The sequence below is a fragment of the Faecalibacterium sp. genome (genome assembly GCF_052358865.1).
Lineage (GTDB): Bacteria > Bacillota > Clostridia > Oscillospirales > Ruminococcaceae > Faecalibacterium > Faecalibacterium butyricigenerans.
The window spans coordinates 1-25,267 of sequence record NZ_DAWCVJ010000036.1 but is presented as its reverse complement, the minus strand read 5'-3'; the positions used below and the strand labels follow the sequence as shown (position 1 = coordinate 25,267).

Sequence of the window (25,267 nt, the reverse complement as noted above, 5' to 3'; positions counted from 1 at the left end):
ACCGCCACCCCGTGCAGCTCCCCCAACGGGGATTTGTTCTTGAAGTTGTCCTCGCCCTCGCCGGTGGTGAAGATCTCGAGGGGGTCGCCGCGGCGGATGCGCTGGGTGCGGCGGATCTCCTTCGGGATGACCACCCGGCCCAGCTCATCGATGCGGCGGACGATTCCGGTTGCTTTCATCTGGTGTACCTTCCTTCCCATTCTTTGCTTTCAGATGCGGTACAGTTATTATGTGGAAACGAGAGGGAAATATACACCTGCCCGCCCTCTGTTTGCCAAACCGAAGCGGCTATGATACAATGAACTCATCTCAGAAGCTGGTTTGCTTCTGAACACAGCATCTTGGAAAGGATGGACAGAGGATGCAGCATATCCTTGTTTTAGGCGGCGGCGCAGCGGGTCTGGCCGCTGCGCTGGCGGCAGCGCAGACCGCCAAGGGCAGCGCCCGCATCACCGTACTGGACAGAAACGCAAAGGTGGGCAAAAAGCTTCTGGCCACTGGCAACGGGCGCTGCAACCTCGACAACCGGGACATCTCGCCCGAGCGGTATTTCACCAGCAGCCCCAAGGCCCTGCGCCGCCTGCTGGACGCCGTGAACGAGGCCGCGCCGCTGGCGTGGTTCGAGGGCCTCGGCCTCTACCCCCGCACCGACGAGACCGGGCGGGTGTACCCCTACTCCAATCAGGCGGCAGACGTGCTGGCCCTGCTGGAACACCATCTGGCCGCGCTTGGCGTCGAGCTTCGCACCGGCTGCACCGTCCGGAGCCTGAGCCAGAGCCGGGGCGGCTACGACCTCCAGTTCGAGACGGAATCGGGCCGCGAAAGCCTGCGGGCCGATGCCGTCATCTGCGCCATGGGCGGCGAAGCCGGGCCGCAATTTGGCACCGACGGCTTCGGCACCCGGTTCGCCGCCCAGTGCGGCGGGCGGATGGCCCCCCTCTACCCTTGCCTGACGGCCTTACAGTGCGCCCACCCCCGCAAGTCGCTGGCCGGCATCCGGGCCAAGGGCTGCGCCAGCCTGTTGGACGGCACCGATGGCCGGGTGCTTGCCCGGGAAATGGGCGAGGTGCAGTTCACCGATTACGGACTCTCCGGCATCTGCATCATGCAGCTGTCGGGCCTGCTGGCCCCGGGCCGCGGCCCGAAGCAGCCCGTCATAGCCCTCGACCTCTTCCCCGCCCTGAGCGAAGCGGAGCTGTCCGCCCTCTTCGCCCGGCGGGCCGGGCTTCTGGGCGGCGCAGCGGAGTTCTGGCTGGGGCTTCTGCCCGCAAAGCTGGGCCGCGCCCTCTGGGCCGACGCCGGGCTGCCCGAAGACGCCCGCGCCCTGCCTGCTTCGGCGTGGCCGAAGCTCGCCGCCGCGGCCAAGTGCTGGCGGTTCGAGGGGCTGACCCCCTGCGGCTGGAAGCAGGCCCAGACGACCGGCGGCGGACTGCTGCTAGACGAGGTGGAGGACGACTTCCAGTTCAAGGGCTGTCCGGGCCTTTACTTCGTGGGCGAGACGCTGGACTGCGCGGGCAGCTGCGGCGGCTACAACCTCCACTGGGCCTTCGGCAGCGGCATCCTCGCCGGTCGGTCGGCGGCGAAGCGCCGCCCCGCCCCTGCCCCCCGGAAAAAGAGAAAGACCTGAAGCAGCACAAGACCCCGGAGGGCATTTCTCCGGGGTCTTGTTTTCTGCGTTATTCGTTCGCCGCTTTCTCCAGCTCTGCGGCCTCGGCGGCAGCTTCCGCCTCTTCTTCCTTCTGATACTCCGCAAAGGCCGACCACATCGGCTCGATGTCCTCGCCCCGGACGCGGCGGGCGAAGTAGTTCTTGGTGATGTCCACCACAGTGCCGGACAGCGCCAGCACGCCGATGAGGTTCGGGATCATCATCAGGCCGTTGAAGGTGTCGGAGAGGTCCCACGCAAGGCCCAGCTTCATGGTCGCACCCACGACGGTCATCCCCACAAAGACGACCTTGTAGATACGGCTGCCTGCCGTGCCGAAGAGGTACTCGACGGCCTTAGTGCCGTAATGGCTCCAGCCGAGGGTGGTGGAGTAGGCAAACAGCAGGATGGACACCGCGATGAACTTGGGGCCGAAGCTGCCGAACGCTGCCGTGAAGGCCTGCCCCACCAGTGCATTGTCCTGCACTCCCGCAAGGACAGCGCCGCTCTCGAGGTCTACCACGCCGGTGGTCAGGATGACGAGGGCCGTCAGGGTGCAGACCACGATGGTATCGGCAAAGACCTCGAACACGCCCCACATTCCCTGATGCACCGGTTCTTTGACGTTGGAGGCCGAGTTGACCATGACCGCAGAGCCGAGTCCGGCTTCGTTGGAGAACGCGCCCCGCTTGAAGCCCCATGTGATGGTCTGGCTGATGCCGTAGCCCAGCGCGCCGCCGCCTGCGGCGTTCAGATTGAATGCGCCCCGGAAGATCGCCGCCAGCGCCGCCGGGATATTGCCTGCGTGCATGACCACGATGATGAACGCGCCCGCGATGTAGAACAGGGCCATCAGGGGCACCAGCTTCTCGGTGACAGCGGCCACCCGCTTGAGTCCGCCGATGACGATGAGGGCTGTGACCACCATCAGCGCAAGGCCGGTGGCGAGGTAGGGCAGATGGAACGCGGCGTTCATGTTGCCCGCGATGGAGTTGATCTGGCTCATGTTGCCGATGCCGAAGGAGGCAAGGATGCAGAAGCAGGCGAACAGGACGGCCAGCACCCTGCCCACCGTCTTACAGCCGGGCTTTGCGCCCAGACCGTCGGTAAGGTAGTACATCGCGCCGCCGGACCACTCGCCCTTCTCGTTCTTGCGGCGGTAGTAGACGCCCAGCACGTTCTCGGCGAAGCTGGTCATCATGCCCAGCAGCGCCATGACCCACATCCAGAAGATGGCCCCCGGGCCTCCCGAGACGATGGCCGTGGCCACGCCCACGATGTTGCCGGTGCCGATGGTGCCCGCCAGCGCCGTGCACATGCTCTGGAACTGGCTGATGGCCATGTCCTCCTTGCTGGTGTGGGCGGTGACGTCCTTATTGGTAAAGATGGCGCCGATGGTGTGCCGGAGCCAGTAGCCCATCCTCCGGAACTGGAAAAAACCGGTGCGGATGCTGAGCCAGAGGCCGGTGCAGAACAGCAGCGCCAGACCGAACGGCCCCCAGACGAAGCCGTTGACCACGTTGTTGATCCGCGTGACGATGTCTACCATAGGAATCCTCCTCCAAATATCCCAAACAAAATGCGGGCAGAACCTCTTTTCCAAAGGCTCTGCCCGCAAAAAACGCAGCGTATGACTCCGCGCAGGATATGCTTCCTGCACAAAAGACGTTTGCTCTGTCCTTCTGCCTGAGAGATCGGCCCATTCGGCCTTACACCTTCGGCACCCGCTTTCTGCGGGCTTCTCCAGAGTGCGGCACACCCGGCGCACCGGGCGGCACATCTTGTGATTTCGTTCTCCCTTTATGCACAGCTGTGCACAGTAGAAAAACTTTATCATATTTTCGGCTTCTTGGCAAGCCTTTCACCGCATTTTACGCTCCGGTTTCATCTTTTATTCCGGAAGGTGAATTTTATTTTGGTATGACTTTCTCTTGTCTTTATCGGTCGATGGGCGGCACATCGTCGGGGCTGCCCAGCGCGTCCAGCCACTCCTCAGCCTTCAGCTGGGGCGGCAGGTGGGGCACCGGCTCACCGTCCGGGTCGTCATCGGGCGGGGGCACGAGGTCTTCCGGGCCTTCCGCGCCCTCAAAGCCGTGGGCGAGGCCGTCCGGGCTGGCGTCGCCGTCACGGCGGGCGGTTTCGCAGCAGTCCAGCCCCTCGTAGGCACTGGCGGGGCCGAGGTCGAGCCAGAAGTCCTCCCGCTCTTCCTTGCTGGGGGTATCATCGAATTTCATAGCGTTTCCCTCCTTTTCTGCATAAAGCTTCCCCCGCCCGGCCATGCTTTATGCAGTTTTTTGCAGGGAGGCAGAGGAATGAACGCAAAAGGTTGGAGGCCCTTCTGGGCCGCGCTACTGGCAGGGCTGCTGGTGCTGGTGCCTCTGGTGGGCGGGACCATCCTGCTCACCCGCCGCACTCTGCGGACAAAGCTGGCCTCCCGCCCTCAGAGCGGCGTGGCCATCCGACAGCCCAAGGAGGAAAACCGCCTGAGCCTGCTGGTCTGCACCGCCCCCACCGAGACGACAGCCCCCGGCTTCCTGCTGCTCTACCTCAGCGCCAGCCAGAACTGCATCCATGCGCTGGCCCTGCCCGGGGAGCTGACCGTCCCCTTCGGGACGGACGAAGCCGCCCTCGCCGACTGCTACCGGGCGGCAGGCCCGGCCCGCTGCCGGGAAGCACTGCTCTCTGCCCTCGCCCTGCCTGAGGACACCCACTACCTCGCCCTTGCGCCCTCGGTCTTACAGGCCATCGCTGACCGGTACGGGGCGCTCCGGGTGGGCTTTTCGGGCGCGCTGACCGCCGACGAGCTGGCCCGCACCGGCTGCAGCGCCAATGTGCAGGCCCTCTCGGCCCGGGAGGCGGAAGCGCTGCTCAGCGGGATGGAGGGCGTCGTCCCTCCGGCCCACAAAGCAGCCGCCCGGGCGGCGGTGTGGGACGCCTTCTTCCGGCAGGAGCTGGAGCTTCTGCCCGCCACCCTGCCCGACGCCCTGCGCACCCACAGCCCGAGCCTGCTCACCGACCTGACGGCACAGGACCTGCTCATCTTAGAGGATACGCTGGAATTTCTCGCCGACCGCACAGCCTCCGTCCACGCCGAGGCGCTGCCCGGGGATTGGGATGCCGACGCCGGGCGTTACACCCTTACCGAGGACTCCCGCGCCGCCGTGCAGACCCTCTTCAACGTCTCTCCCACCGACGGACAGCTCTCATCCGCCAGCGAGCCATAGCCCAGCACCAGCGTGCCGACCGGAGCGGCTCCGCCGCCGGTGAGGTCGTAATCGCTCAGGAGGCTGAGCCGGACGCCCTCGGCCTCGGCGGCGGCCCGGAGGGCGTCATCCGGGGGCGGGTCCCGCAGCTCGGCCAGCAGATGCAGGCCGGTGTGCAGCCCCGTCAGATGCAGCTCCTCGGGCGCGAAGGCCTCCTGCAGCGCCGCCGTCAGGGCGTCCCGCCGGGCCTTGTAGGCCACCCGCTCCCGGGCCAAGTGGCGGGTGAAGTAGCCTCCGGTGATGAAGCGGGCCAGCGTCTGCTGCTCGAAGCGGCTCACGGTGCTGGAGTAGAGCCGATACTTCGCGTGCCACGCGGGCAGAAGCTGCTCGGGCAGCACCATATAGGCGATGCGGATGCTGGGCGCGAGGCTGCGGGAGCAGGTGGAGAGGTAGACCACCGGCCCGTCGGCCCCGGCCATCCCCTGCAGGCTGGGCAGCGGGCGGGTATCGAAGCGGAACTCGGAGTCGTAGTCGTCCTCGATGATATACCGCCGGCCCGGGCAGCGGGCGGCCCAGTGGAGCAGCTCGGCCCGGCGTCCGGCCGGCATGGTGACGCCTGTGGGGAACTGATGGCTGGGGGTGACGTAGCAGACCGCCGCGCCGGAGTCCGACAGCGCCCGGATGGAAAGTCCATCCTCGTCCACCGGCAGGCAGCAGCAGGCCACGCCGTTGTTTTCCAGCACCTGCTTTGCGCGGGGGTAGCCGGGATTCTCCACCGCCGCCGGCCCGGGCAGAAGCGGGGCCAGCAGCCCCAGCAGGTACTCAAGGCCCGCTCCCACGACGATCTGGTGCGCACCGCACCGGACGCCCCGGTACTCTTCGAGGTAGCCCGCCAGCGCCTGCCGCAGCGCAAGGTCGCCCTGCGCATCGCCGTGGGTCAGCAGCTCGGGCGACGAATACAGCAGCTCCTTTTGCAGCCGCGCCCACGTCCGGAAGGGGAACAGCCCCGGGTCCACGCCCCGGGTGGAGAGGTCATAGCAGATGGGCCGCTGTTTCGGTACAGCCTCAGCCTTCGGCGGCGCGGCGGGCGCGGCGCTCTCGGGCAGAGCCAGATACTCCTGTACATAAAAGCCGCTCCGCTCCCGCGCCTCCAGATAGCCCTCCGCTGCCAGCATCTGATAGGCCGCGTCCACCGTGTTCACCGAGACGGAAAGCTCTGCCGCCAGACGCCGCTTGCCGGGCATCCGTGTCCCCGCCGGGACAGCCCCCGTCCGCATCTCGGCGGCGAGGCTGCGGTAGAGCTGCTCATAAAGCGGCACATCAGATGCCGCGTCCAGCGCTGTCGTCAAATGGACCATAAAAAGCCCCTCCTTTTCAGCCAGTGTGCCAAACTGACCCCATAAAAAATCTTTGTTCTGGGTATTTGCACGGGGCCAGTTTTGCGTATAATAGGAGCATACCCGCAAGAACCAAAAAAGTCAATCGGTTTTGTGGGTTTTTCGTAAAATGGGAGGGAAAAATCATGTCTACCACTGCAATGTGGCTGCTTCTGGCAGTCGTTGTCATCGTGATCGTCTTTGCAAGTGTGCTCTACAAGCGCACCTTCACCGTCCACGAGCTGGCGCTCACCGGCGTCATGGCCGCTCTGAGCCTCGTGGCCTACTTATTCTTCCGGGTGCCCTTCTACGGCGGCTCCTCGTTCCATCTGGGCAATACCTTCACGGCCCTGACCGCCCTGCTGCTGGACGGCGTATCCGGCGGTCTGGCCGGTGCCATCGGTCTGGCTCTGGCCGACATCCTCGCCGGCGACCCGGGCTATGCCGTCACCACCTTCATCCTGAAGTTCCTCATCGGTATCACCTGCGGCGCAGTGGCCCACAAGGTCTTCAAGCTCCGCGAGTTGGATAAGCACGCCCCCGGCTACCTCGTCAAGGTGACCGCCGCCGCTGCCTCCGGCCTGCTGCTGAACGTCTTTACCGACCCGTTCCTCGGCTACTTCCGCAATGTATATATCTTCGGTCAGGATTACACCATCGCCAAGGCCCTGACCAAGATCACCGGCGGCGTCACCTTCGTCAACAGCGTGGCCTCCACCGTCTGCGTCGTTCTCCTCTATCTGGCCCTGTGCCCGGCGCTGGAGCGTGCGAACCTTCTGCCCAAGGCCGAGAAGAAGGCGGAAAACAAGTAACCAACTCCATCCCTGTCTGATGTACTCATAAAGCGAAAAAGGCATCTGCCCCTGCGGACAGATGCCTTTTTCGTTTATTTCTTTTCAAATACGAGGAACCGGAACGAGATGTCGGTGGTCAGCTCCGGCAGCGCCGCGAGGCGGGCTGCACCGTCCCGGGGCGTTTTCCAGTAGTAGGGCGTCATGGCGAAGAGGGCTTCCAGCTGCCCGGCCGGCACCGTGATGCGGCCGGACACTTCCCGCTCCCCGACGGCCTCAAAGCCCGGATATTCCACTTCCTGCACCGGATTTTTGTAGGGCTTTTCGTAGAGGACGGCCTTCATCTGGAAAAGGTGCTCCGGGCCGGGCACGGCGTAGATGAGCCGCCCGCCCGGGCGCAGCACCCGGAGGAACTCCTCCTGCGCGAAGGGCGAAAAGCAGTTGAGCAGGACATCGGCCCATCCCGTGCGCACCGGCTGATGGAAGCTGGACGCCACGGCGTACCGGGCCGAGGGCAGGGCCTTTGCGGCCAGACGCACCGCAGGCTTTGCGATGTCGAAGCCTGCCAGCTCCAGCGGACGGCCTGCCTCCCCGAACTGCCGGGCGATGCAGCGGTCATACCAGCCCTCGCCGCAGCCCGCGTCCAGCAGGCGGAGCGGCCCGTTTGCGGCGGGCTGGCCGTACATAAGGCACAGCTCCCCCAGCGCCTGCCCGAAGATGCCATAGTAGCCCGCGCTCAGGAACGCGCGGCGAGCGGCTACCATCTCTTTGCTGTCGCCAGGGGCTTTCGTGCGGGTGTTCTGCACCGGCAGCAGATGCCAGTAGCCCTCCTTGGCCCGGTCGAAGCTGTGGCCGGAGGGGCATTTCAGCGCATTCTCCCCGGCAAGCGGTGCGCCGCACAGCGGGCAGCACCACGGAGCGAATCCCTCTGCCATCACACTTCCTCGCTGTGGTCCTCGATGGGGGCCGTCGCGCCGCCGTGGGCGTTCATATACTCCTCAAAGCTGGTGAACTTCTGCTGCGGCGGGCGGCGGCTGATGAGCATAAGGCCCGGGTCTTCGTCTTTTCCCGGCGCGTTGCTGCGGCTGCGGCTGTTGTTCCGGCCGGGCTGCTCGGCTCTGGGGGCGCGGGGCGCACGGCCTGCGCTGCCCTGCTCGCTGCGGTCATTGCGGCGGCTGTTCCGGCCCTCGCTGCGGGCATTGTTCTGCTGGACAGGCTGGGCCGGGCGGGCGTTCCGCTCATTGCGGGGGCTGCGGCCTGCGCCATTGCGGCCATTGTTCTCGCCGCGCGGGGCGGGCTGGCGGCTCTGCATCGCGGTAGGGATGCTCTGGGCCGGGGCAGTGGGCGCGGCGGCGTTCTTTTTGGCGGTGCGGAGGGGGGTCGCCTCCGGAGCGCTCACAAAGTGGGGGTCGAATTTCGGCTGGGCGTTGCTGCCGCGGCCTGTGCCCTGTGCAGGGGCGCTGCCCTCGCGGCGGGGCCGGTTGTTATTGTTACGGCGGTTGTTGTCGCGTCCGCCGGGAGTGCGCTTGTTGTTCTCATCCATGAGCTGTTCCTCTTTTGCTTCGATTTTGGGGGCTTTCTGCTTTTTTGCCGCAGAAAGCTTGGCCGCGCCCTTTTTCTCAGGTGCAGCGGGCTTGGCGGCAGCTGCCGTCTTGGGGGCCTCGGCCTGCTCCGGGGCAGGCTGGTCGGCCTTGGGCTTGCGGCCCCGCACCGGCGGGGCGGCTTTTACGGGGGCGGGCACGCCGTCCCACGGATGGCCGGACACCACCGGGATCTTCCGGCGGTTGAGCTTCTCGATCCCGGCCAGATACTCCATCTCCTCGGGGGCACAGAAGCTCACAGCCGTGCCGTCTGCGCCTGCGCGGGCGGTGCGGCCGATGCGGTGGACGTAGGTCTCCGGCACCTCGGGCAGGTCGTAGTTGAACACATGGGAAAGCTCGCTGATGTCGATGCCCCGGGCGGCAATGTCCGTGGCCACCAGCACCTTGGTCTTGCCCTCCTTGAAGCCCTCCAGTGCGGCCACACGGGCGCTCTGGCTCTTATTGCCGTGGATGGCGGCGGCGGTGATGCCCTGCTTGGTGAGGTCGCGGGCGATCTTATCTGCGCCGTGCTTGGTGCGGCTGAACACCAGCGCGTTCTGCACCGGCGGCTCCAGATTCTTGATGAGCCAAGGGAGCAGGAGCTTCTTGTTGCCCTTCTCGACGAAATACAGGCTCTGGTCGATCCGCTCCACTGTGCTGGACACGGGATCCACCTTGACAAAGGCGGGGTCGTGGAGGATGCCTGCGGCCAGCTGCTCGATCTCTTTGGGCATCGTGGCGCTGAACATCAGGTTCTGGCGCTTTGCGGGCAGCTTTGCGATGACCTTCTTCACATCGTGCACAAAGCCCATGTCCAGCATCCGGTCGGCCTCATCCAGCACGAAGATCTCGATGTCGGCAAGGTCGATATAGCCCTGCCCGATGAGGTCGTTCAGCCGGCCCGGGCAGGCGATGAGGATGTCTACGCCCTTCTTGATGGCTTCTACCTGCGGGGTCTGGCCCACGCCGCCAAAAATGACGGTGCTGCGCAGCTTGAGATACTTTCCGTAGGCGGCGAAGCTCTCGCCGATCTGGAGCGCAAGCTCCCGAGTCGGGGTGAGGACGAGGGCGCGGATCGCGCCCTTTTTGCGGGGAGCTGCCCCGCTCAGGCGGTCGAGCATGGGCAGCGCAAAGGCAGCGGTCTTTCCGGTGCCGGTCTGGGCGCAGCCCATCAGGTCCCGCCCTTCCAGCACCGGCGGGATGGCCGAGGCCTGAATGGGCGAGGGGGTCTCATAGCCCGCCTCGCTTACAGCTTTGAGCAGGGGGGCGGACAGATTCAGTTCATTAAAAGTCATGGTACTCCTTGGTCATTCTTTGATCCTGCGGCACTCGATGTAATACCGCTTCTCCTCCGCATGGCCCATGCTGAAGGTCTTGCGGGGCAGCATGCCGCCCATCACGATGCCCTTGAACAGGTCGCTCTTCTCGAAGGGCGGCAGCAGGAAAGCCACGCCGCCCTGCTTGGTCAGGGCGCGGACAGCCGGCTCGTCGTGGACATAGTCCACCCGGGCCTCGCTGTGGCGGGCCATAAAATATTCGATAAATTCATCCACCGTGCCCACGGTCAGCGGGGCGACGGGGTCCTCAAAGCTGAGGACATTGGACACATGGGGGCCTGCCAGCGTGAACGCCTGCTGCTTCGAGTCGCCGAAGCAGATCCCAGCCATGTTGGCGTCGCTCCACGCGATGAGGGCCAGCAGCACCGCGCCGCAGTCCACGTTGAAGAGGACGCGGTGGATGGGTTCGATCTCGATGGCGGGCGAATGGACGTTGCACACCTCGGCCAGACACCAGCGGGCGGGGTGGTTCTCCCGCTCTTCCGGCGTCAGGGTGGGCTTCAGCTCCTCCCAGCAGGCCTTGGCCGCAGCCAGCGAATGGTTGCCGTCGCCCACGGCCAGTGTCAGGGGCGCTGCGCCCTTGGCCTGCGGATACTTGGCGTCGAAGGCCTCCTGACTGCCCAGCCCGGCCAGTGCGGCCTCGATCTGGGCCAGCAGGGCGGGGTCTTCCACGGCCCATCCGGCAATGTGGCCGCCGCCCTGCATCAGCTCGCCCTCATACAGCTTTTTCAGCGCACTCTTGTGCGCGCCGATCGGCTCGATGAGGGTGCAGCCGGGGTCGTCGGCCAGCATCATGACATGGGGCGTCTCCAGCGCCGCCCCCCGGCGCACGGTCATACGGGGCGGGATGCGCTCGGTGACGGTGCGCTCGCTGGGCCGGATGGCCGGGCGGCTGCCCTTCTCGTAGCTGTAGGCCTCAAGGTCGATCTTACCCACAAGGCCCTGCCGCACCCGTCCGCTCTGCTCGGTGCGTTCGACATAGACGAAGCCGTCCACGGCGCGGGTCAGCACATCCCGGCTGTAGGCGTCCATCGCGGCGTGGATGCGCTCCACGCGCTGGGCCACGTCCTTGTCCCCGAGGAAAACCTCCGGCAGGATGAGGCGCAGGGTGCTGGGGCAGCTGCCCACAGCAGCGTCTGCCCGCTCCCAGTAGGCACGGTCGCTGGTAAACTGGTCACAGGCCACACAGCCCCACTTTTCCAGAGGGATGTCCTCTCTAGGCAGAAGGATGTGGGCCGGGCCAAAGCAGGATGCAGGTTTCATGGTTACATTCCTCACTCTCTATACGATCACCGGCAGCGAAACAGGCCGTGTGATCTTCTTACCGGAACAGCCCCGCAGCGTCGTCCCAGAACACGGTGTGCTCCACGCCGGAGGCTGCCAGAGCGTCGCTCAGCGCATTGCGGGCGGCTTCGTCCATCGTCTGCTTGGCGGGCACCTCGACGACGAGATTCTTAACGCCCAGTGCATCGGCCTTGCCGCCCACGGTGGCAGCGCCGTCCGTCACCTGCGCCAGCGAGTAGCCGTACCACAAGGTAACGCTGCCGCTGAAGCGGGCGTCCCACACAGCGATGTCCGCCGCCAACTGGGCGCTGCGGTCGCGTCCGCCGGTGGAGCCGAAGTCCTGCTTGCCGTTCTGGGCCAGCGGGAACTGGACATTTTCCAGCAGGACATGGTCGAAGCCCATGCTCTGCACCTCGCCGATGAGGTCGCCGATGAACTGCACAGCCTCGTCGGAATAGGGGTTCAGCCACGGGTTGCCGCCGGCCGAAGCCTTATTGTCCAGCCAGAGGTATTCCTGCCCGGTGTAGCCGATGGCCATGCCGCGGTTGGCGCGGGCGGCGGCGGGGTCGCGGAAGGCAGCCAGCTTGGCCACCGGCACAAGACCGTTCTCCTTCAGCACCGAGGCGATGAGGGACGGGTCGAGGGATGCGCCCTCGATGCTGCCCGCCGCAGCGGGGAGGGCGGAGGGGTACAGGATCTGCCCGCTGCTGTCCTTCAGGGTCACGACGGCATACGCCGCACCCTGCCGGGCCAGCTCCTGCGCCGCTGCCCGCAGCGAAGCTTCATCCCGGGCCGCAGCGGTGTCCAGAACGCCCCAGCTGCCCTCAATGATGGCATTGGCGGGCGCCGCGGCGGCGGGTTCCGACGAAGCAGGCTGCGCCTCCGAGGAGGCCGCAGGCTCTGCCGCCGCCTCGGACGAAGCGGCCACGCTGGACGCTGCCGGCTCGGACGAGGCCGAGAGGTCGCGGTTGCGCACCACGGTATACCAGGTGTGGGTGGCCCAGTCCAGCACATGGGGCGCAGCCAGCCAGCCCACCACCAGCACCACGGCCACCAGCACCACGATGCCGACGACCTTCTTGGCCCACATACCGGGGCTGTAAAAACTGCGGTGATACCGCTTGACCTTTTTATACTTTGCCATGTTCGTCCCTTTCTCCTGCACTCCTTACAGGATCACCGAGTGGCCCGTAAAACCATAGATGGCCAGCGCCAGCACGCCGACATAGACCAGCGTGATGGGCAGGCCCCGGAACGCCTCCGGGATGGCCTCGCTGCGCAGACGGTGGTCGGCCTCCGTCACCAGCATGACGGCCAGCAGGTAGCCGAGGCCGCTGCCGAGGCCGAAGCCCATGCTCTGCTCCAGCGTAAAGCTCTGGGTGCGCTCCACCAGCACCGTGCCCAGCACACCGCTGTTGACTGCGGCAGCAGGCAGGATGCGGAGCAGCTGGCCGCCGTGGCGTCTGCCCCGCGCTGCCCAGAGCACAAGGAATTCAAACAGGCTCACCACCGCCACGCAGGCCAGATAGACCAGCGGGCGGAGCTGGGCGAAGTTGGGCTGGGCGGCCGCGAAGCCGCCTGCATAGAAAGCCAGCGGAGCCACCAGCACCTGCGTCACGCAGAGCAGCAGGGCGAACCACCCGCTGCTGGTGCGCTCGTCGCCCACCAGCTGGACCAGCCGGGAGACGCCCAGACCGCGGGTGAACACCGCATTCTGCGCAAAGATGGCCAGCACGGCGTAGCTGAAAAAGACGCCGACGGCCTGCATCACATCATTGCTCATCCTGAGGCTCCCCCTCTCTCTGGCGATAGACTGCCATGAGGCCCCGGGCCTCCGATGTCAGATAATCTTTCTGCTTCTTGGCCAGCGCGCGCCAGACAGCGCACAGCACGCCCAGCACGATGAAGCCGCCTGCCGGCATCCCCGCCATCGGCAGGATGGGGCGGCTGAGCAGATGGCCGAACACCGTACCGGCGCTCAGCCACTCCCGCACGCAGCCCAGCAGCAGGAGCAGCAGGCTGTAGCCCACCGTGATGCGCACGCCCTTGGAGAGGGCCTTGCGGGGCGACTCCTGCACCCGGCCAAAGCGGTAGGTCAGCAGCGGCTCCACCACCAGCATGGGCAGGTAGATGCCCAGCACCAGCAGGCTCACCCCAAACAGGCGGTTCAGGATGGGGTAGGCTGCCAGATAGACCACCGCCGCGCTGCCCGAATAGAGGATGCTGCGGGGCAGCAGCTTCTTTTCCAGCTCTGCTTTGGACGGGTGCTCCTCCCGCAGGGGGAACAGGCGGCTCAGCAGACAGGCCAGCAGACGGGAGGGCGTCAGCAGCAGCGCCACCGCCGCCGCCAGCATCAAAGCGTTCTGGCCGTTGGTGGCAAGGACCACCAGCGGCGCAAGGCCCATGCCCTGCATGACCACGGGATTGTTCAGGAAGACGCGGTCATGGTGGAAGAATCGCTCCGGGTCGCGGGCGATGAGTTCTGCACTTCTCCGCTTCATACGGCATCCCCCTTTCCGGTCTGCTTTTTCCAGCTGCTGTGGAGCAGCTCGTAGAGATGGACTTCGGTGCGGTCGAGCCAGCCGGAGATGCTGTTGACAGCCAGCAGCGCGAAGCAGACGCCCGTCTCATAGACGCCGAAGTAGCGGAAGCCCATCGTGAAGGCACCCACCATGATGCCGTAGAGGATGCGGCCCAGCCGGTGGTGGGCGCAGGTATACGGCTCGTTGAGCAGGAAGACGGCGCTGAAGATCATCGCACCCGTCAGCAGTTCGTCGCGCACGCAGCGCAGACGGAACATGGCGCTGACGGCAAAGGACGCATCCTCGGTCAGGCCCAGCTGACGCGGGAAGAGGAAGACGATGACGCCCGCCGTGACGAGAAAGCTCAGGGCAGCGCTCAGCTTGATGTCCTTCTGCACCCAGAGGAAAAGCCCGCAGGCCGCCAGCACAAGGGCCGAGCCTGCACCCATCGGGGCGGCATACTCGCCCAGCGCCAGCGACAGACCGCTCAGGTTGATGAGGCCGCCGCTGCGCAGGGTATCCGAGATGGTGCTGGCCGTGGCCACGCCGGAGGCGTCCCACAGGGGGATGCTGGTGTAAGGGGTCGGATAGCGGAACACCTGCTCCGGCCACGACACCGCCGCCACCGCATAGCCCACGGCAGCCGGGTTGAAGGGGTAGCTGCCATAGCCGCCGAAGACCTCTTTGCCGATGAGGACACCGGCCACGATGGCAGCGGCGAGGACATACCAGTCCACCGTCGCAGGCATCAGCAGTGCGATGACAAGGGCGAAGCTCTCGTTGGAATAGTCCCCGGGCTGGTAGACGCGGCGGCGCAGCAGCGAGATGAGCCGGTCGCACAGGTTGCCCATCAGCAGCGCAAAGCCGCAGAGCAGCAGCGGGCGCAGGCCGTAAAGGTAGCAGGAGACGAAGAGCAGCGGCACGCAGAGAAAGCAGATGTGCTTGTAGTATCTGCCGGTGTGCTGCAGCTCTTCTTCCTGCTTCCGGATCAATGCTTCATCCATGGGCCGTTCCCTCTCAGAGCGCGGCCAGCGCGCGGACGGCGGCAGCGGGGTCGGCCGCACCATAGATGGCGCTGCCTGCCACCAGAACGTCTGCACCGGCGGCGACGCATTGCGGAGCGGTGGCAGCGTCCACGCCGCCATCCACTTCCAGCAGGAAGCGCAGGCCCCGGCGCTCCTTCTCTGTCTTGAGCCAGCGGAGCTTGTCGAGGGCCGACGGCATGAACTTCTGCCCGCCGAAGCCCGGCTCCACGCTCATGACCAGCACGAGGTCCAGCTGGTCGAGATAATAGCCCAGCTCCTCCACCGGGGTGCCGGGCTTGATGGTCATGCCCACCTTGCAGCCCTGCGCCTTGATGGCGTCGATGGTCTCCTGAATGTCGTCATCGCACTCGAGGTGGAAGTTCAGCAGACTGGCACCGGCCTTGGCAAAGGCCTCGGCGTACTGCTGCGGGTGGGTGATCATCAGATGGACGTCGTAGAACGCATCCGGCATGGCCTTGTGCAGGCTCTTGAGCACCGGGACGCCGAAGCTGATGTTCGGCACGAAGTGGCCGTCCATCACATCATAATGCAGCATTTTTGCGCCGGCATCCAGCACCATGCGGCAGTCTGCGCCGAGCTTGCTGAAGTCAGCCGAAAGGATCGAAGGACTGATCGTTGTCATTTTATTTTACTCCCTGTTGTTTCCAAGAGATTTTTTGTGTTTTTGCCCTGCCGCCGCCCCCTGTGGGGGACAGTCGGCATAGTTGTTTATAGTTTACATGAAAACGGCGAAAAAATCAAACCCGCCGCCGTGTTTTTCACGGAAAAGACGTAAACTCCGCCTGCACCCCTTCTTCTGCAATGCAAAAAGCAGCCAGACCGCTCCTCTGGGGAGCAGTCTGACCGCTGTGATTCAGTCTACCGGCTTCATGCTGGCCGGGTCTTCCACTGCGCCGGGAAGGCCGCTCTCGTCGGGCAGACGCTTCATGCCGCCGGGGTTCGGGGGCTGGACGGGCAGGGTAAACACGAACCTGCACCACTCGCCCTGCTGGCTCTCGACGCGGATCTGACCGCCGGAGAGGTTGACCAGCACCTTGCAGATGTTCAGGCCGAGGCCTGCGCCCCGGGCATGGAGGCCCCGGGACTGGTCTTCCTTATAAAAACGCTGGAAAACGTAGGGCAGCGCCTCGGGGCTGATGCCCTGACCGGAGTTCCAGATGGAGACCTCCACCTCCGGGCCGAGCTTTTCCACCCCGAAGCGGATGGTGCCGCCGGCGGGGGTAAACTTGATGGCGTTGTCCAGCAGGTTATAGGCCACCTGATGGATGAGGTCGGGGTCGGCGTAGACCAGTACCTTCTCGTCCATCGTCAGGCCGTCGATGTCGATCATCCCGTCGTTGATGCGCTGTTCGGCCGAGAGCGCCACGCCGGTAAGGGTCTCCCAGATGTTGAACATCCGGGCATTCACCTGATATTCGCCGCTCTCCAGCTTGGACAGGTCCAGCATATTCTGGATGAGGCGGGCCAGACGGCCCGTTTCCTCGCTGACCAGCTGCAAGTAGTGGTTCTGCATCTCGGGCGGGATGGTGCCGTCCAGAATGCCGTCGATGAAGCCCTTGATGGTCGTCATGGGGGTGCGCAGCTCATGGGCGATGTTGCCCATGAACTGGCCCCGGGAATTGTCGTTGGACTGGATGTTGTCCGCCATCTTGTTGAAGGTGCGGGCAAGGTCGGCCACCTCGCCCTCGCCGTCCACGCCCTCGACCCGGACGGACAGGTCGCCGCCGCCGAAGCGCTGGGCCGCGTCCGTCACCTTCTGGAGCGGGTCGGTGAGCTTGTGCATCATCACCTTCGTGAGCACGCTGGCCAGAAGCAGCATCAGGCAGGCCGAGAGGAAAAAGTTCGAGAAGAACTCTCTGCGGAACTCCGCCAGCCGCTCGCCGGACGAGCAGAGAAAGAGGTAACCGGTGCACGCGCCGTCCTCGCTGCGCATCTCACGCACCGAGATGTAGCTTTTCTCCGCCAGCATACCACCCAGTGTGTCGAAGAGATGGTAGTTCTCCTTGGCCTTGCCCGCCTTTTCCAGCACCTCAGCCTCCACCGTATCGCCGGTCAGCTTTTCCGGCACGGACGCCAGCATCACATTGCCGTCGCAGTCGGTGAAGAACAGATAGGCCTCCGCGCTCTCGCCGATGATCTCGAGCTTGGTGCTCAGGGCTTCCAGCTCTTCGCCCTCAGGCAGAGAGGCCTCCTGCACAAGATAGGACGCCGTCCGCTGGGCGACGTTGACCACCTCATCCAGCGTATCGTACCGCTCCTGCGCAAAATACCGGCTGAAGAGCACCAGCTCAGAGCCGCCCATGACCACCGTGCCGAAGATGAGCAGAGTGCTCATGAGCGAAAAGAACGCGACTGGGATACTTTTGCGCATTACTGACGCACCTCGAACTTATAGCCCACGCCCCAGACGGTCTTCAGCTCCCACTTGTCGGAGGCCCCGGCCAGCTTCTCGCGCAGGCGCTTGACATGGACGTCGATGGTGCGGCTGTCGCCGTAGTACTCGAAGCCCCATACCTCGTCCAGCAGCTGGTCGCGGGTGTAGACCCGGTTGGGGTGGGAGGCGAGGCAGTTCAGCAGCTCCAGCTCCTTCGGGGGAGCCTCCACCACCTTGCCCTTGACCCGCAGCTCGTAGCTGTTCATATCGAGGCGGAGGTTGTCGAATTCGATGACGCCCTCGGTGCTCTCGGTCTGGGTGGTGGCGGCGGTGCAGCGGCGGAGCACCGCCTTGATGCGGGCCACCACTTCCTTGGTGTCGAAGGGCTTGACCATGTAATCGTCTGCGCCCAGCTCAAGGCCCAGCACCTTGTCGAAGGTCTCGCCCTTGGCCGTCAGCATCATGACCGGGGTATTGCCCAGCTTGCGGATGCGGCGGCAGACCTCGAGGCCGTCCATCTTGGGCATCATCACATCCAGCAGCACCATATCAGGCTTGAGCTGGTTGAATTTCTCAAGGCCCTCTTCGCCGTCGTTGGCAGTCGTGACCTGATAGCCCTCCTTGGTCAGGTAGAGCCGCAGCAGCTCGCAGATGTTGGTATCGTCGTCCACGACGAGGATCTTTTCGTTTGCCATGTGAGTGTTCCTCCTCTATCCAGTCAAAAGCCAGCCCCGCACGGGCACCGGCTGCGATCCCGAGTTTAACTCATATTCTATTATACGGGACAGTTATGACAAAATAAAGAAGGTTTTGTATGATTTTTTCAATTTATCCTAGAAAAAGTGGGCTTTTCTTCGTGAAAAACCCACTTTTCATGCATAACGCACCTGCAATTATTGGGAGCTTACCGTTCCTCTCTTCTCTCTGAAACAATCTTCTCCAAAAGCTCTCGTATCGTCCGAGATGAGCTTGTGGCTGATAATGATAGAATATGCGCCATCAAAACCGCCTGTTCTTCTTCCGTCGAGCATTCCTTTAATAATTTCAACAGCTCCGATGCACGACTGGTTCGTTGAGTATAATAATTCGTATATAAAACGAACCGTGCTTTTTCTATATTTTGTTCCAGCCCTTTGGAAATGTCCCGGAATCTCTGATTTGACATCGAGAGTCCTGTTCCTACATGAAAATATGGGATTCTTGGGTCTGTCCACAGATCATACAAAGCAAAAACCTTTGCATCGAGTTGCTCTATACTAGGTGTATTTTTCATGAACACCCACAATTTTTCGTAGAATTCTTCTTCGCTCAAATTCTGCGCAAGCAAACTTTCAAACGATGCTTCAACAATTTCCCCATATTGTTTCCGAAACGCTTTGAATTCTGTTTCCGAATATCGAGCCGGCACTTCCTCTTCTCCGGAAAAATCAGCGCTCTCCACTTCCTCAAAAAAAGTTTTCAGTGCCTTCCACTCATTTTCACATTTTTCCAGCAATCCATAGACCAGTGAACATGCATTGAGTTTATCGATTTCTTCATCAAGCTTATATCTTTGTAGAAGTTTTCTTATTTCACTGTTAAATTCCAAAATTTGCATATAGCCCCTCCATAGATGTCACACTCTCGTTTAAATCCATTATAAAAGCCTTGTTCTTTCCAGTTGTTCTTTTAGGAGGTGATTGAATGTTCGTTTGAAGAATTTCTTTCTTGACCAAATCAAAAGTATTAGAAACTATTTCTCGATTATCAACTATTCTTATTTCTTTGGACCTTTTTTCGATCTCAACATCGATGTCTTTTAATTCATCTTGCAGCTTTAAATAATCCAGATTACTGCATCTTATGTTTAAAATCATCCGATCATTTTCAAAGCTCTGTCTTCTGTCATATTCCAAGATCGTATTGGGCTTTTTTTCTTTTCTATGAAATATATTCAGTTGTCCATTTTTCTTTAGTCCCCATAAAAAAAGTGCAAAGTAAGAGATTGCTACACTCAACACTACGATCGGCAGCGCCAGCAATATAAATCCAATCATAATTTTGCCTCACTTTTTTCCAAGGAAATGGACACCGTACAAAAAAATCCCAAAATTACCGTTAATAGAATCAGTATCAAATTATACTTTACTGCTGTCAAGATACTCATCATTCCAAACAGATCGTTTCGAAAGGTGAACACTGTATATAAGAGGATTGTCACTGTAAAATAAATAAGACATATCAACTGAAATTTTTTATAAATCTGTGGCACTTCCGCCTCTGTAAAATATCCTTCTATACACAGAACAAACAGCACACTTGCAACAATAAATGTTATATCCAAATCCGAAAAGACGCTTGCAAAGTATGAAGATATACCATGAAAATCCTGTGGTTTCAATTTGGCAATGTATTTGAGCAATATTGGGATCAAATTTATTGGTATGCTTAAAAGCCATAATGCGAACCGTTTTCCAACCGCCAACCACGGTATATCGTATTGTCCTGTTTCAACCAGAATTTTCATTTTTCTGCCCCCAAGCTACCCATTCTCTTCTATAAGTACAATTATCTCAAGTCTTTTTATATATGCATTGTTCAACATAACAATACCATGCTTGTCATTCAAAATCAAGTCTTTTCATTTTTTGTTGCAGTGTACTCCCGTTTGTTTCACAAATCTCTCCAAGCGCCGCCTTCATCCCTCTTTTTATGCATAACAAAAGGGGCCTCCTTTGCAGGAAGCCCCTTTTGCATCACACGGGCCGGTCAGAATGGGGGGACGCAGTCCGGTTTCCGGTATTTTCAGGGAAATGCGCTCAAATCTTTTGATGGTCCTTACAGGATCGGGGTCTGGAGGTTGTCGTTGTTCTGGATGCCGTGCTTCTCGGCGTAGCCGGTCAGCATCAGGGTCAGAGCGCCGTCGCCAGTGACGTTGCAGGCGGTGCCGAAGCTGTCCTGCAGGGCGAAGATGGCGAGCATCAGAGCGGTGCCGGCATCGTCGAACATCAGGACGCCAGTGATGAGGCCCAGAGAAGCCATGACCGTGCCGCCGGGGACGCCGGGAGCACCGATGGCGAAGATGCCGAGCAGGGCGCAGAAGAGGAGCATGGTGCCGATGCTGGGCAGGTGGCCGTAGAGGATCTTGGAGATGGTCATGCAGAAGAAGACCTCAGTGAGGACAGAGCCGCACAGATGGATGTTGGCGAACAGGGGGATGCCGAAACTGACCATATCCTTGCGCAGGACCTTGCTCTTGCGGGCGCAGTCCAGAGCGACAGCCAGAGTGGCGGCGCTGGACATGGTGCCGACAGCGGTCAGGTAAGCGGGGCCGTAGTGGCGCAGGACCTCCCACGGATTTTTGCCGGAGTATGCGCCGGCCAGCAGGTACAGGACAGCCAGCCAGATATAGTGGCCAGCCATGACGATGATGATGATCTGGAGGAAGGCGGGCAGCTGGTGGGTGATCATGCCCTCATAGCTCAGGTTGCAGAAGGTAGCAGCGATATAGAAGGGCAGCATGGGGATGATGATCTTACCGACGATGTCCAGCACGATATTCTGGAATTCGCCGAGGATGTCGCAGGTCAGCTTGCTGTTGGTCCAGGTAGCGGCCAGACCCACCAGAACGCTGAGCACGAGGGCGCTCATGACGCTCATGATCTGGGGGATGTTCAGCTCAAAGACGACGCCGGGCAGGGTCTTCAGACCAGCCACCTCGGTGTCGATGGACAGGTGCGGGATGAGGGCGTAGCCTGCGGTGGTGCTCATGAGGGCTGCACAGACGGAGGAGACGTAGGCGATGACGATCGCCACGCCCAGCAGACGGGAGGCGTTCTTGCCCAGCTTGGTGATGGACGGGGCGATGAAGCCGATGATGATGAGCGGCACACAGAAGGTGATGAGCTGGCCCATGATATACTGTAAGGTAACGACGACCTTCATGACGCTCTCGGGGAAGATCTGGCCCAGAATAACGCCGATGATGATGCCGAGAAGCAGCCGGAACGGCAGATTATTGAATAGCTTTTTCATAACATTTTACCCCTAATCTTCTCCTGCGCTGTGGGCGCAGGGTGTTTTTTGCAGGATGCGGATGCAGGCTTGCTAGAGGGTGAGAACGCTTATTGGGCGTCCGGAGTGTGGTCTTTGTTGAGCATCAGGTCGAGGATGACGCTGTCGCTGGTGCCGTGGGTGCTCAGGATAGCGAAGTTGTCCAGCGTGCGCTCCACGTTCTCCTCCACGATGCCGTCCGTGCTCTGGACACGGACGCCGCGGGTGCCCATGGCCGCTGCCTGACAGGCGGCATTGACGCAGGTGGAGATCTTCAGCGCGCAGTCTGCCTTTGCGCCGTCACACACCATGCCAGTGACATTGCCCACCATGTTCTGGATGGCGCAGCAGATCTCGTGATAGCCGCCGCCCAGCAGGTATGTAATGCCGCAGGCCGCGCCGGTCCCGGCGACGGTCGCGCCGCAGAGGTTGCTCAGGCGTCCGAACTTCGACTTGATGCGGATGGCGATGAGGTTGGACAGGGTGACGGCACGCAGCATGGTCGGCTCATCGATGCCCAGCCAGCGGGCGGCTGCCACGACGGGCATCGTTGCGGTGATGCCCTGATTGCCGCTGCCGGAGTTGGCCACCACCGACACCGGCGCGCCTGCCATGCGGGCGTCTGCACCGGCGGCGGCAGCGATCATGGAGTTGGTGGTCAGGTCGCGGGTCATGAGGCCCTTGCGGCAGTTGAGGTCGAGATTGCGTCCGATTGCAAGGCCGTATTCCTTGGAAAGGCCCTCATCGCTGATGACGGAGTTGACCTGCACGGCGCTGCGGATGATGTCGATGGGGTCGTGCATGGGGTCAAGCTCCTTGGTGCAGTAGTCCCAGATGGAGCGGACGGTCAGGAAGGACGCGATCTGCTCCGGGGTGACGACATCGCTGTCGCCGGATGCGGCGGTATCCGCGTCCTGCTTGTCGAGGGTCGCCGTGCCGTCCTGCTCCACCAGCACGACGTTGGTGTGCAGGTCGCGGACGATGGCGCGGCCGGTGTGGCCGCCGCCCTTGGCGATGACCTCAATGTAGAGCTTCTGGGGCACCTGCGCCACATTCACCTTGACCTTGCCGGCCTTGACCAGCGCGGCGGCCGCCTCCACCGTCTCACGGGGGACATGGTTCATGACCTCCAGAAGGTAGACCGGGTCGCCGCCCAGCGCACCGATGGCGGCGGCATAGTCCATGCCCTCGTAATCGGTGCCGGGGATGCCCGCCGACATGGCGTTCTTGATGATGTTGATGCTGGCGTTGACCGTGATCTCCTCGGCCTTGTCCACACCGGCCTTCCGCAGGGCCTGACCTGCCTCGGCAGCAGTCAGGGCCACAGCGCCCGGCTCGGTGCAGCCGGTAGCCAGCTCCATCTCACTGTTCAGGATGCGGATGAACATATTTTGTTCCATAGTATTGCACCGTCTCTTTCTCTTAGGATGCTCTGTTATTTCACGGCGATGCATTCGATCTCCAGCGGTGCGTCCTTGGGCAGACGGCCCACCTGCACGGCACTCCGTGCGGGGAAGGGCTGTGCGAAGTACTCGCCGTAGACCTGATTCATCTCGGCAAAATCATTCATGTCTGCAAGGAAGACCGTGGTCTTCACTACATCTGCCAGTGTCATGCCCTGCTGGGCAAGGATGGCCTGAATGTTCTTGAGGGACTGCGCGGTCTGGGCCGCGATGCCCTCGGGGATGGCCCCGGTAGCGGGGTCGATGGGGAGCTGGCCGGAGACGTAGACCGTCTGGCCTGCTGCGATGCCCTGCGAATATGGCCCAATGGCTGCGGGCGCCTGCGCAGTAGCGATTGCCTGTTTCATAATTCTCTCTCCTTTTTCCGAATTGCAGGGGTACGGTTTGCCCTCGTGCCCCTTGTCCTGCCCCTATCCTAACGCGGCGTGCGGCAAAAGTCAACAATTTTTTCTCTTGATGATAAATTATTATCACTTGTGACAAATCCGCGGGATTTTTTGAGGCAGTTTCACGAATTTTCAGCGAGTTTTCGAATCATCATTGTCAACAGCCGACGAACGTGATATGATACAGGCAGAGAGATGAGAATAAATTCTCATTATTTTTCTTATGAAGCAATGGAAAGTGGTGACATACATGGACGCAAGGCTGGAGCCGTATCGGACGCTGGTTTCGTTTCTGGGTGAGGCGTTGGGGCCGGACTATGAGGTGGTGCTGCATGATCTGACCAGCGAGGAGGGCACCATCGCAGCCATCGTGAACAACAACATCAGCGGCCGCACCGAGGGTGCGCCGCTGTCCAACATGGCGCTGCGGTTCATCCACGGCAGGGTATACGAGAAGCAGCCCTACGTTGCGGGCTATCAAGGCGCGTCGCAGGCCAAGGGGCGGCTGCGCTCCTCCACCATGTTCATCAAGGACGGCAGTGAGCTTATCGGGATGCTCTGCGTCAACTTTGACGCCGCCAAATACAGCCGGATGGCGCAGGAGCTTCTGGCCCTCTGTGGGGCGCATCAGGAGCCAAGCCCCACGCTGGGCGTCGAAAATTTCGTCAGCAGCCTCCCCGACGCGGTGCAGGCTGCCATCGCCGATGTGACCGGCAGTGTCCTTCCTCCCGACCGCCTGACCATGGACGAAAAAATACGCATCGTGGAAGACCTGCAGCAGGCAGGCATCTTCTATATGAAGGGCGCTGTCAACGAGGTGGCGGCGCAGCTCAGCTCCTCGGAGGCGACGATTTACCGTTATCTGAGCAAACTGAAGGATTGACCCTTGCACTCCTACGCTCCTTCGCGTATAATGATAGATGTATCAATATGTCTATCAGACGTGAAGGAGCGTATTTTATATGAAACTTGGTATCGTCGGCCTGCCCAACGTCGGCAAGTCCACTCTGTTCAATGCCATCACCTCCACCAAGAACGCGGAGGCCGCAAACTATCCCTTCTGCACCATCGAGCCGAACAGCGGCATCGTGGCCGTGCCCGACAAGCGGCTGGACAAGCTGGCTGAGATCTGGCAGACCAACAAGAAGACCCCCGCCATCGTGGAGTTCGTGGACATCGCGGGCCTCGTGAAGGGCGCAAGTCAGGGCGCAGGCCTCGGCAACAAATTCCTCGGCCACATCCGCGAGTGCGACGCCATCGTCCATGTGGTGCGTTGCTTTGACGACGACAACATCATCCATGTCGTGGAGGATGTGACCAAGGCCGAGGCCGTGGACCCCATCTCTGACATCGACGCCATCGACTATGAGCTGATCCTCTCCGACCTCGAGGTCGTCCAGAACCGCGCAGGCCGGATGGCCAAGGCTGCAAAGAGCGGCAACAACAAGGGGGCCGCCGCCGAGGCTGCATGGCTGCAGCAGCTTGCTGCTCATCTGGAAAGCGGCAAGCCCGCCCGCAGCTTCGACTTCGACGAGAGCGACGCCGAGCAGCAGGCCGTGCTCCACGAGATGGGCCTGCTGAGCAGCAAGCCCGTCCTCTACGCCTGCAACGTGGGCGAGGACGACCTGATGGAGGGCATCGAGAACAACAAGTATGTCCCGCTGGTGGCTGCACGCGCCAAGGAAGAGGGTGCACGTTACATCCCCATCTGCGCCAAGACCGAGGAGGACATCGCCGACTACACCCCCGAGGAGAAGAAAGCCTTCCTCGCCGAGATGGGCATCGAGGCCAGCGGCCTCGACAACCTCATCACCGCCAGCTACGACCTGCTGGGTCTCATCTCCTTCCTGACCGACGGCAAGAAGGAGTGCCGCGCATGGACCATCCGCAAGGGCACCAAGGCCCCGCAGGCTGCCGGTAAGATCCACAGCGATTTCGAGCGCGGTTTCATCCGTGCCAGCGTCATCGGCTACAGCGACCTCGAGGCCAACAACTTCGACTATGCTGCCGTCAAGGCCAAGGGCCTGCAGCGCACCGAGGGCAAGGAATATGTCGTCAAGGACGGCGATGTCATCGAGTTCCTGTTCAACGTCTGATTTTTGCTGTTGCAGCAGGGCTAAGCTTTCTTTAAGTGGGATCGCGCGCTGGTGGCGCGGATTAAGTTTTTTCTTGAGGTCAAGTGGCTTGCGCTCCGCGCGGGCCAGAGGCAGGGAGGGGTGTTTCGACTC

At 61.9% G+C, this 25,267-nt stretch carries 25 protein-coding genes and 1 riboswitch; of the genes, 5 read left to right on the top strand and 20 right to left on the bottom strand.

Features of this window, described 5'->3' with window-relative positions:
- A partial coding sequence (locus ACT8X9_RS07570) for an AbrB/MazE/SpoVT family DNA-binding domain-containing protein (protein ID WP_444268599.1) occupies window positions 1-179 on the bottom strand: 179 nt, incomplete at its 3' end.
- A gap of 182 nt (window positions 180-361) precedes the next feature.
- On the opposite strand from ACT8X9_RS07570, the gene ACT8X9_RS07565 reads away from it, so the two are divergent.
- Window positions 362-1,627, top strand: a complete 1,266-nt coding sequence (locus ACT8X9_RS07565) for an NAD(P)/FAD-dependent oxidoreductase (RefSeq protein WP_444268598.1) — start codon at window positions 362-364, stop codon at window positions 1,625-1,627.
- Between the two features lie 49 nt (window positions 1,628-1,676).
- Here the strand turns inward: ACT8X9_RS07565 and ACT8X9_RS07560 are convergent, their stop codons facing one another.
- Window positions 1,677-3,194, bottom strand: a complete 1,518-nt coding sequence (locus ACT8X9_RS07560) for an alanine/glycine:cation symporter family protein (RefSeq protein WP_227621385.1) — start codon at window positions 3,192-3,194, stop codon at window positions 1,677-1,679.
- Window positions 3,195-3,309: 115 nt separating this feature from the next.
- Window positions 3,310-3,402: riboswitch (glycine riboswitch) on the bottom strand.
- A gap of 180 nt (window positions 3,403-3,582) precedes the next feature.
- Window positions 3,583-3,879 carry a hypothetical protein gene (locus tag ACT8X9_RS07555; RefSeq protein ID WP_227621384.1) on the bottom strand — a complete coding sequence of 99 codons (297 nt, stop codon included), beginning with the start codon at window positions 3,877-3,879 and terminating at the stop codon, window positions 3,583-3,585.
- Between the two features lie 78 nt (window positions 3,880-3,957).
- Between ACT8X9_RS07555 and ACT8X9_RS07550 the strand changes: the two genes are divergently transcribed.
- Window positions 3,958-4,869, top strand: a complete 912-nt coding sequence (locus ACT8X9_RS07550; protein ID WP_444268597.1) for a hypothetical protein — start codon at window positions 3,958-3,960, stop codon at window positions 4,867-4,869.
- Here the strand turns inward: ACT8X9_RS07550 and pdxR are convergent.
- On the bottom strand, window positions 4,776-6,206 hold the full coding sequence (gene pdxR / locus ACT8X9_RS07545) for a MocR-like pyridoxine biosynthesis transcription factor PdxR (protein ID WP_444268596.1): 1,431 nt from the start codon (window positions 6,204-6,206) through the stop codon (window positions 4,776-4,778). The two genes, ACT8X9_RS07550 and pdxR, sit on opposite strands and share 94 nt — an antisense overlap.
- 164 nt (window positions 6,207-6,370) lie before the next feature.
- Here pdxR and ACT8X9_RS07540 point away from each other — a divergent pair, with 164 nt between their 5' ends.
- Window positions 6,371-7,036, top strand: a complete 666-nt coding sequence (locus ACT8X9_RS07540; RefSeq protein WP_444268595.1) for an ECF transporter S component — start codon at window positions 6,371-6,373, stop codon at window positions 7,034-7,036.
- A 74-nt stretch (window positions 7,037-7,110) separates the two neighbouring features.
- Here the strand turns inward: ACT8X9_RS07540 and ACT8X9_RS07535 are convergent, their stop codons facing one another.
- From ACT8X9_RS07535 to ACT8X9_RS07460, 16 genes are all read right to left on the bottom strand, one after another.
- Entirely contained in the window at window positions 7,111-7,950 is an 840-nt protein-coding gene (locus tag ACT8X9_RS07535) for a putative RNA methyltransferase (protein WP_249233791.1), read from the bottom strand.
- Window positions 7,950-9,890: a DEAD/DEAH box helicase gene (locus ACT8X9_RS07530; RefSeq protein ID WP_444268594.1), complete on the bottom strand. Its 1,941-nt coding sequence runs from the start codon at window positions 9,888-9,890 to the stop codon at window positions 7,950-7,952. The genes ACT8X9_RS07535 and ACT8X9_RS07530 overlap by 1 nt, the downstream gene beginning before the upstream one ends.
- Window positions 9,891-9,902: 12 nt before the next feature.
- Window positions 9,903-11,195: a DUF1015 domain-containing protein gene (locus tag ACT8X9_RS07525; protein ID WP_444268593.1), complete on the bottom strand. Its 1,293-nt coding sequence runs from the start codon at window positions 11,193-11,195 to the stop codon at window positions 9,903-9,905.
- Between the two features lie 58 nt (window positions 11,196-11,253).
- Window positions 11,254-12,360, bottom strand: coding sequence for a putative glycoside hydrolase (locus ACT8X9_RS07520; protein ID WP_444268592.1), 1,107 nt, complete (start codon window positions 12,358-12,360; stop codon window positions 11,254-11,256).
- Between the two features lie 24 nt (window positions 12,361-12,384).
- Window positions 12,385-12,999, bottom strand: a complete 615-nt coding sequence (locus ACT8X9_RS07515; RefSeq protein WP_444268591.1) for an Rnf-Nqr domain containing protein — start codon at window positions 12,997-12,999, stop codon at window positions 12,385-12,387.
- A complete protein-coding gene (locus tag ACT8X9_RS07510) occupies window positions 12,989-13,717 on the bottom strand; it encodes an Rnf-Nqr domain containing protein (RefSeq protein WP_444268590.1) in 729 nt (242 codons plus the stop codon). The genes ACT8X9_RS07515 and ACT8X9_RS07510 overlap by 11 nt, the downstream gene beginning before the upstream one ends.
- A complete protein-coding gene (locus tag ACT8X9_RS07505; protein ID WP_412590608.1) occupies window positions 13,714-14,742 on the bottom strand; it encodes an RnfABCDGE type electron transport complex subunit D in 1,029 nt (342 codons plus the stop codon). Before ACT8X9_RS07505 ends, ACT8X9_RS07510 begins: the two co-directional genes overlap by 4 nt.
- A 13-nt stretch (window positions 14,743-14,755) precedes the next feature.
- Window positions 14,756-15,406, bottom strand: a complete 651-nt coding sequence (rpe, locus tag ACT8X9_RS07500) for a ribulose-phosphate 3-epimerase (protein ID WP_227621373.1) — start codon at window positions 15,404-15,406, stop codon at window positions 14,756-14,758.
- A gap of 231 nt (window positions 15,407-15,637) precedes the next feature.
- On the bottom strand, window positions 15,638-17,155 hold the full coding sequence (locus tag ACT8X9_RS07495; protein ID WP_444268589.1) for a HAMP domain-containing sensor histidine kinase: 1,518 nt from the start codon (window positions 17,153-17,155) through the stop codon (window positions 15,638-15,640).
- Complete coding sequence (locus tag ACT8X9_RS07490; protein ID WP_227621371.1) at window positions 17,155-17,853, bottom strand: response regulator transcription factor; 699 nt, start codon at window positions 17,851-17,853, stop codon at window positions 17,155-17,157. The genes ACT8X9_RS07495 and ACT8X9_RS07490 overlap by 1 nt, the downstream gene beginning before the upstream one ends.
- Window positions 17,854-18,062: 209 nt before the next feature.
- Complete coding sequence (locus ACT8X9_RS07485) at window positions 18,063-18,755, bottom strand: hypothetical protein (protein WP_444268588.1); 693 nt, start codon at window positions 18,753-18,755, stop codon at window positions 18,063-18,065.
- Window positions 18,736-19,194, bottom strand: coding sequence for a hypothetical protein (locus tag ACT8X9_RS07480; protein ID WP_444268587.1), 459 nt, complete (start codon window positions 19,192-19,194; stop codon window positions 18,736-18,738). Before ACT8X9_RS07480 ends, ACT8X9_RS07485 begins: the two co-directional genes overlap by 20 nt.
- On the bottom strand, window positions 19,191-19,664 hold the full coding sequence (locus ACT8X9_RS07475) for a hypothetical protein (RefSeq protein ID WP_444268586.1): 474 nt from the start codon (window positions 19,662-19,664) through the stop codon (window positions 19,191-19,193). The genes ACT8X9_RS07480 and ACT8X9_RS07475 overlap by 4 nt, the downstream gene beginning before the upstream one ends.
- A 311-nt stretch (window positions 19,665-19,975) precedes the next feature.
- Window positions 19,976-21,172, bottom strand: coding sequence for a dicarboxylate/amino acid:cation symporter (locus tag ACT8X9_RS07470; RefSeq protein WP_444268585.1), 1,197 nt, complete (start codon window positions 21,170-21,172; stop codon window positions 19,976-19,978).
- 89 nt (window positions 21,173-21,261) lie between these two features.
- Window positions 21,262-22,590 carry an L-cysteine desulfidase family protein gene (locus ACT8X9_RS07465; RefSeq protein ID WP_249233800.1) on the bottom strand — a complete coding sequence of 443 codons (1,329 nt, stop codon included), beginning with the start codon at window positions 22,588-22,590 and terminating at the stop codon, window positions 21,262-21,264.
- A 35-nt stretch (window positions 22,591-22,625) separates the two neighbouring features.
- Window positions 22,626-23,000, bottom strand: a complete 375-nt coding sequence (locus ACT8X9_RS07460) for a RidA family protein (RefSeq protein WP_227621368.1) — start codon at window positions 22,998-23,000, stop codon at window positions 22,626-22,628.
- Window positions 23,001-23,289: 289 nt separating this feature from the next.
- Here ACT8X9_RS07460 and ACT8X9_RS07455 point away from each other — a divergent pair, with 289 nt between their 5' ends.
- Together ACT8X9_RS07455 and ychF are read left to right on the top strand one after the other, a co-directional pair.
- On the top strand, window positions 23,290-23,922 hold the full coding sequence (locus tag ACT8X9_RS07455; protein ID WP_444268584.1) for a helix-turn-helix transcriptional regulator: 633 nt from the start codon (window positions 23,290-23,292) through the stop codon (window positions 23,920-23,922).
- A gap of 79 nt (window positions 23,923-24,001) precedes the next feature.
- Window positions 24,002-25,135: a redox-regulated ATPase YchF gene (gene ychF, locus ACT8X9_RS07450; RefSeq protein WP_227621366.1), complete on the top strand. Its 1,134-nt coding sequence runs from the start codon at window positions 24,002-24,004 to the stop codon at window positions 25,133-25,135.
- Window positions 25,136-25,267: the final 132 nt, after the last annotated feature.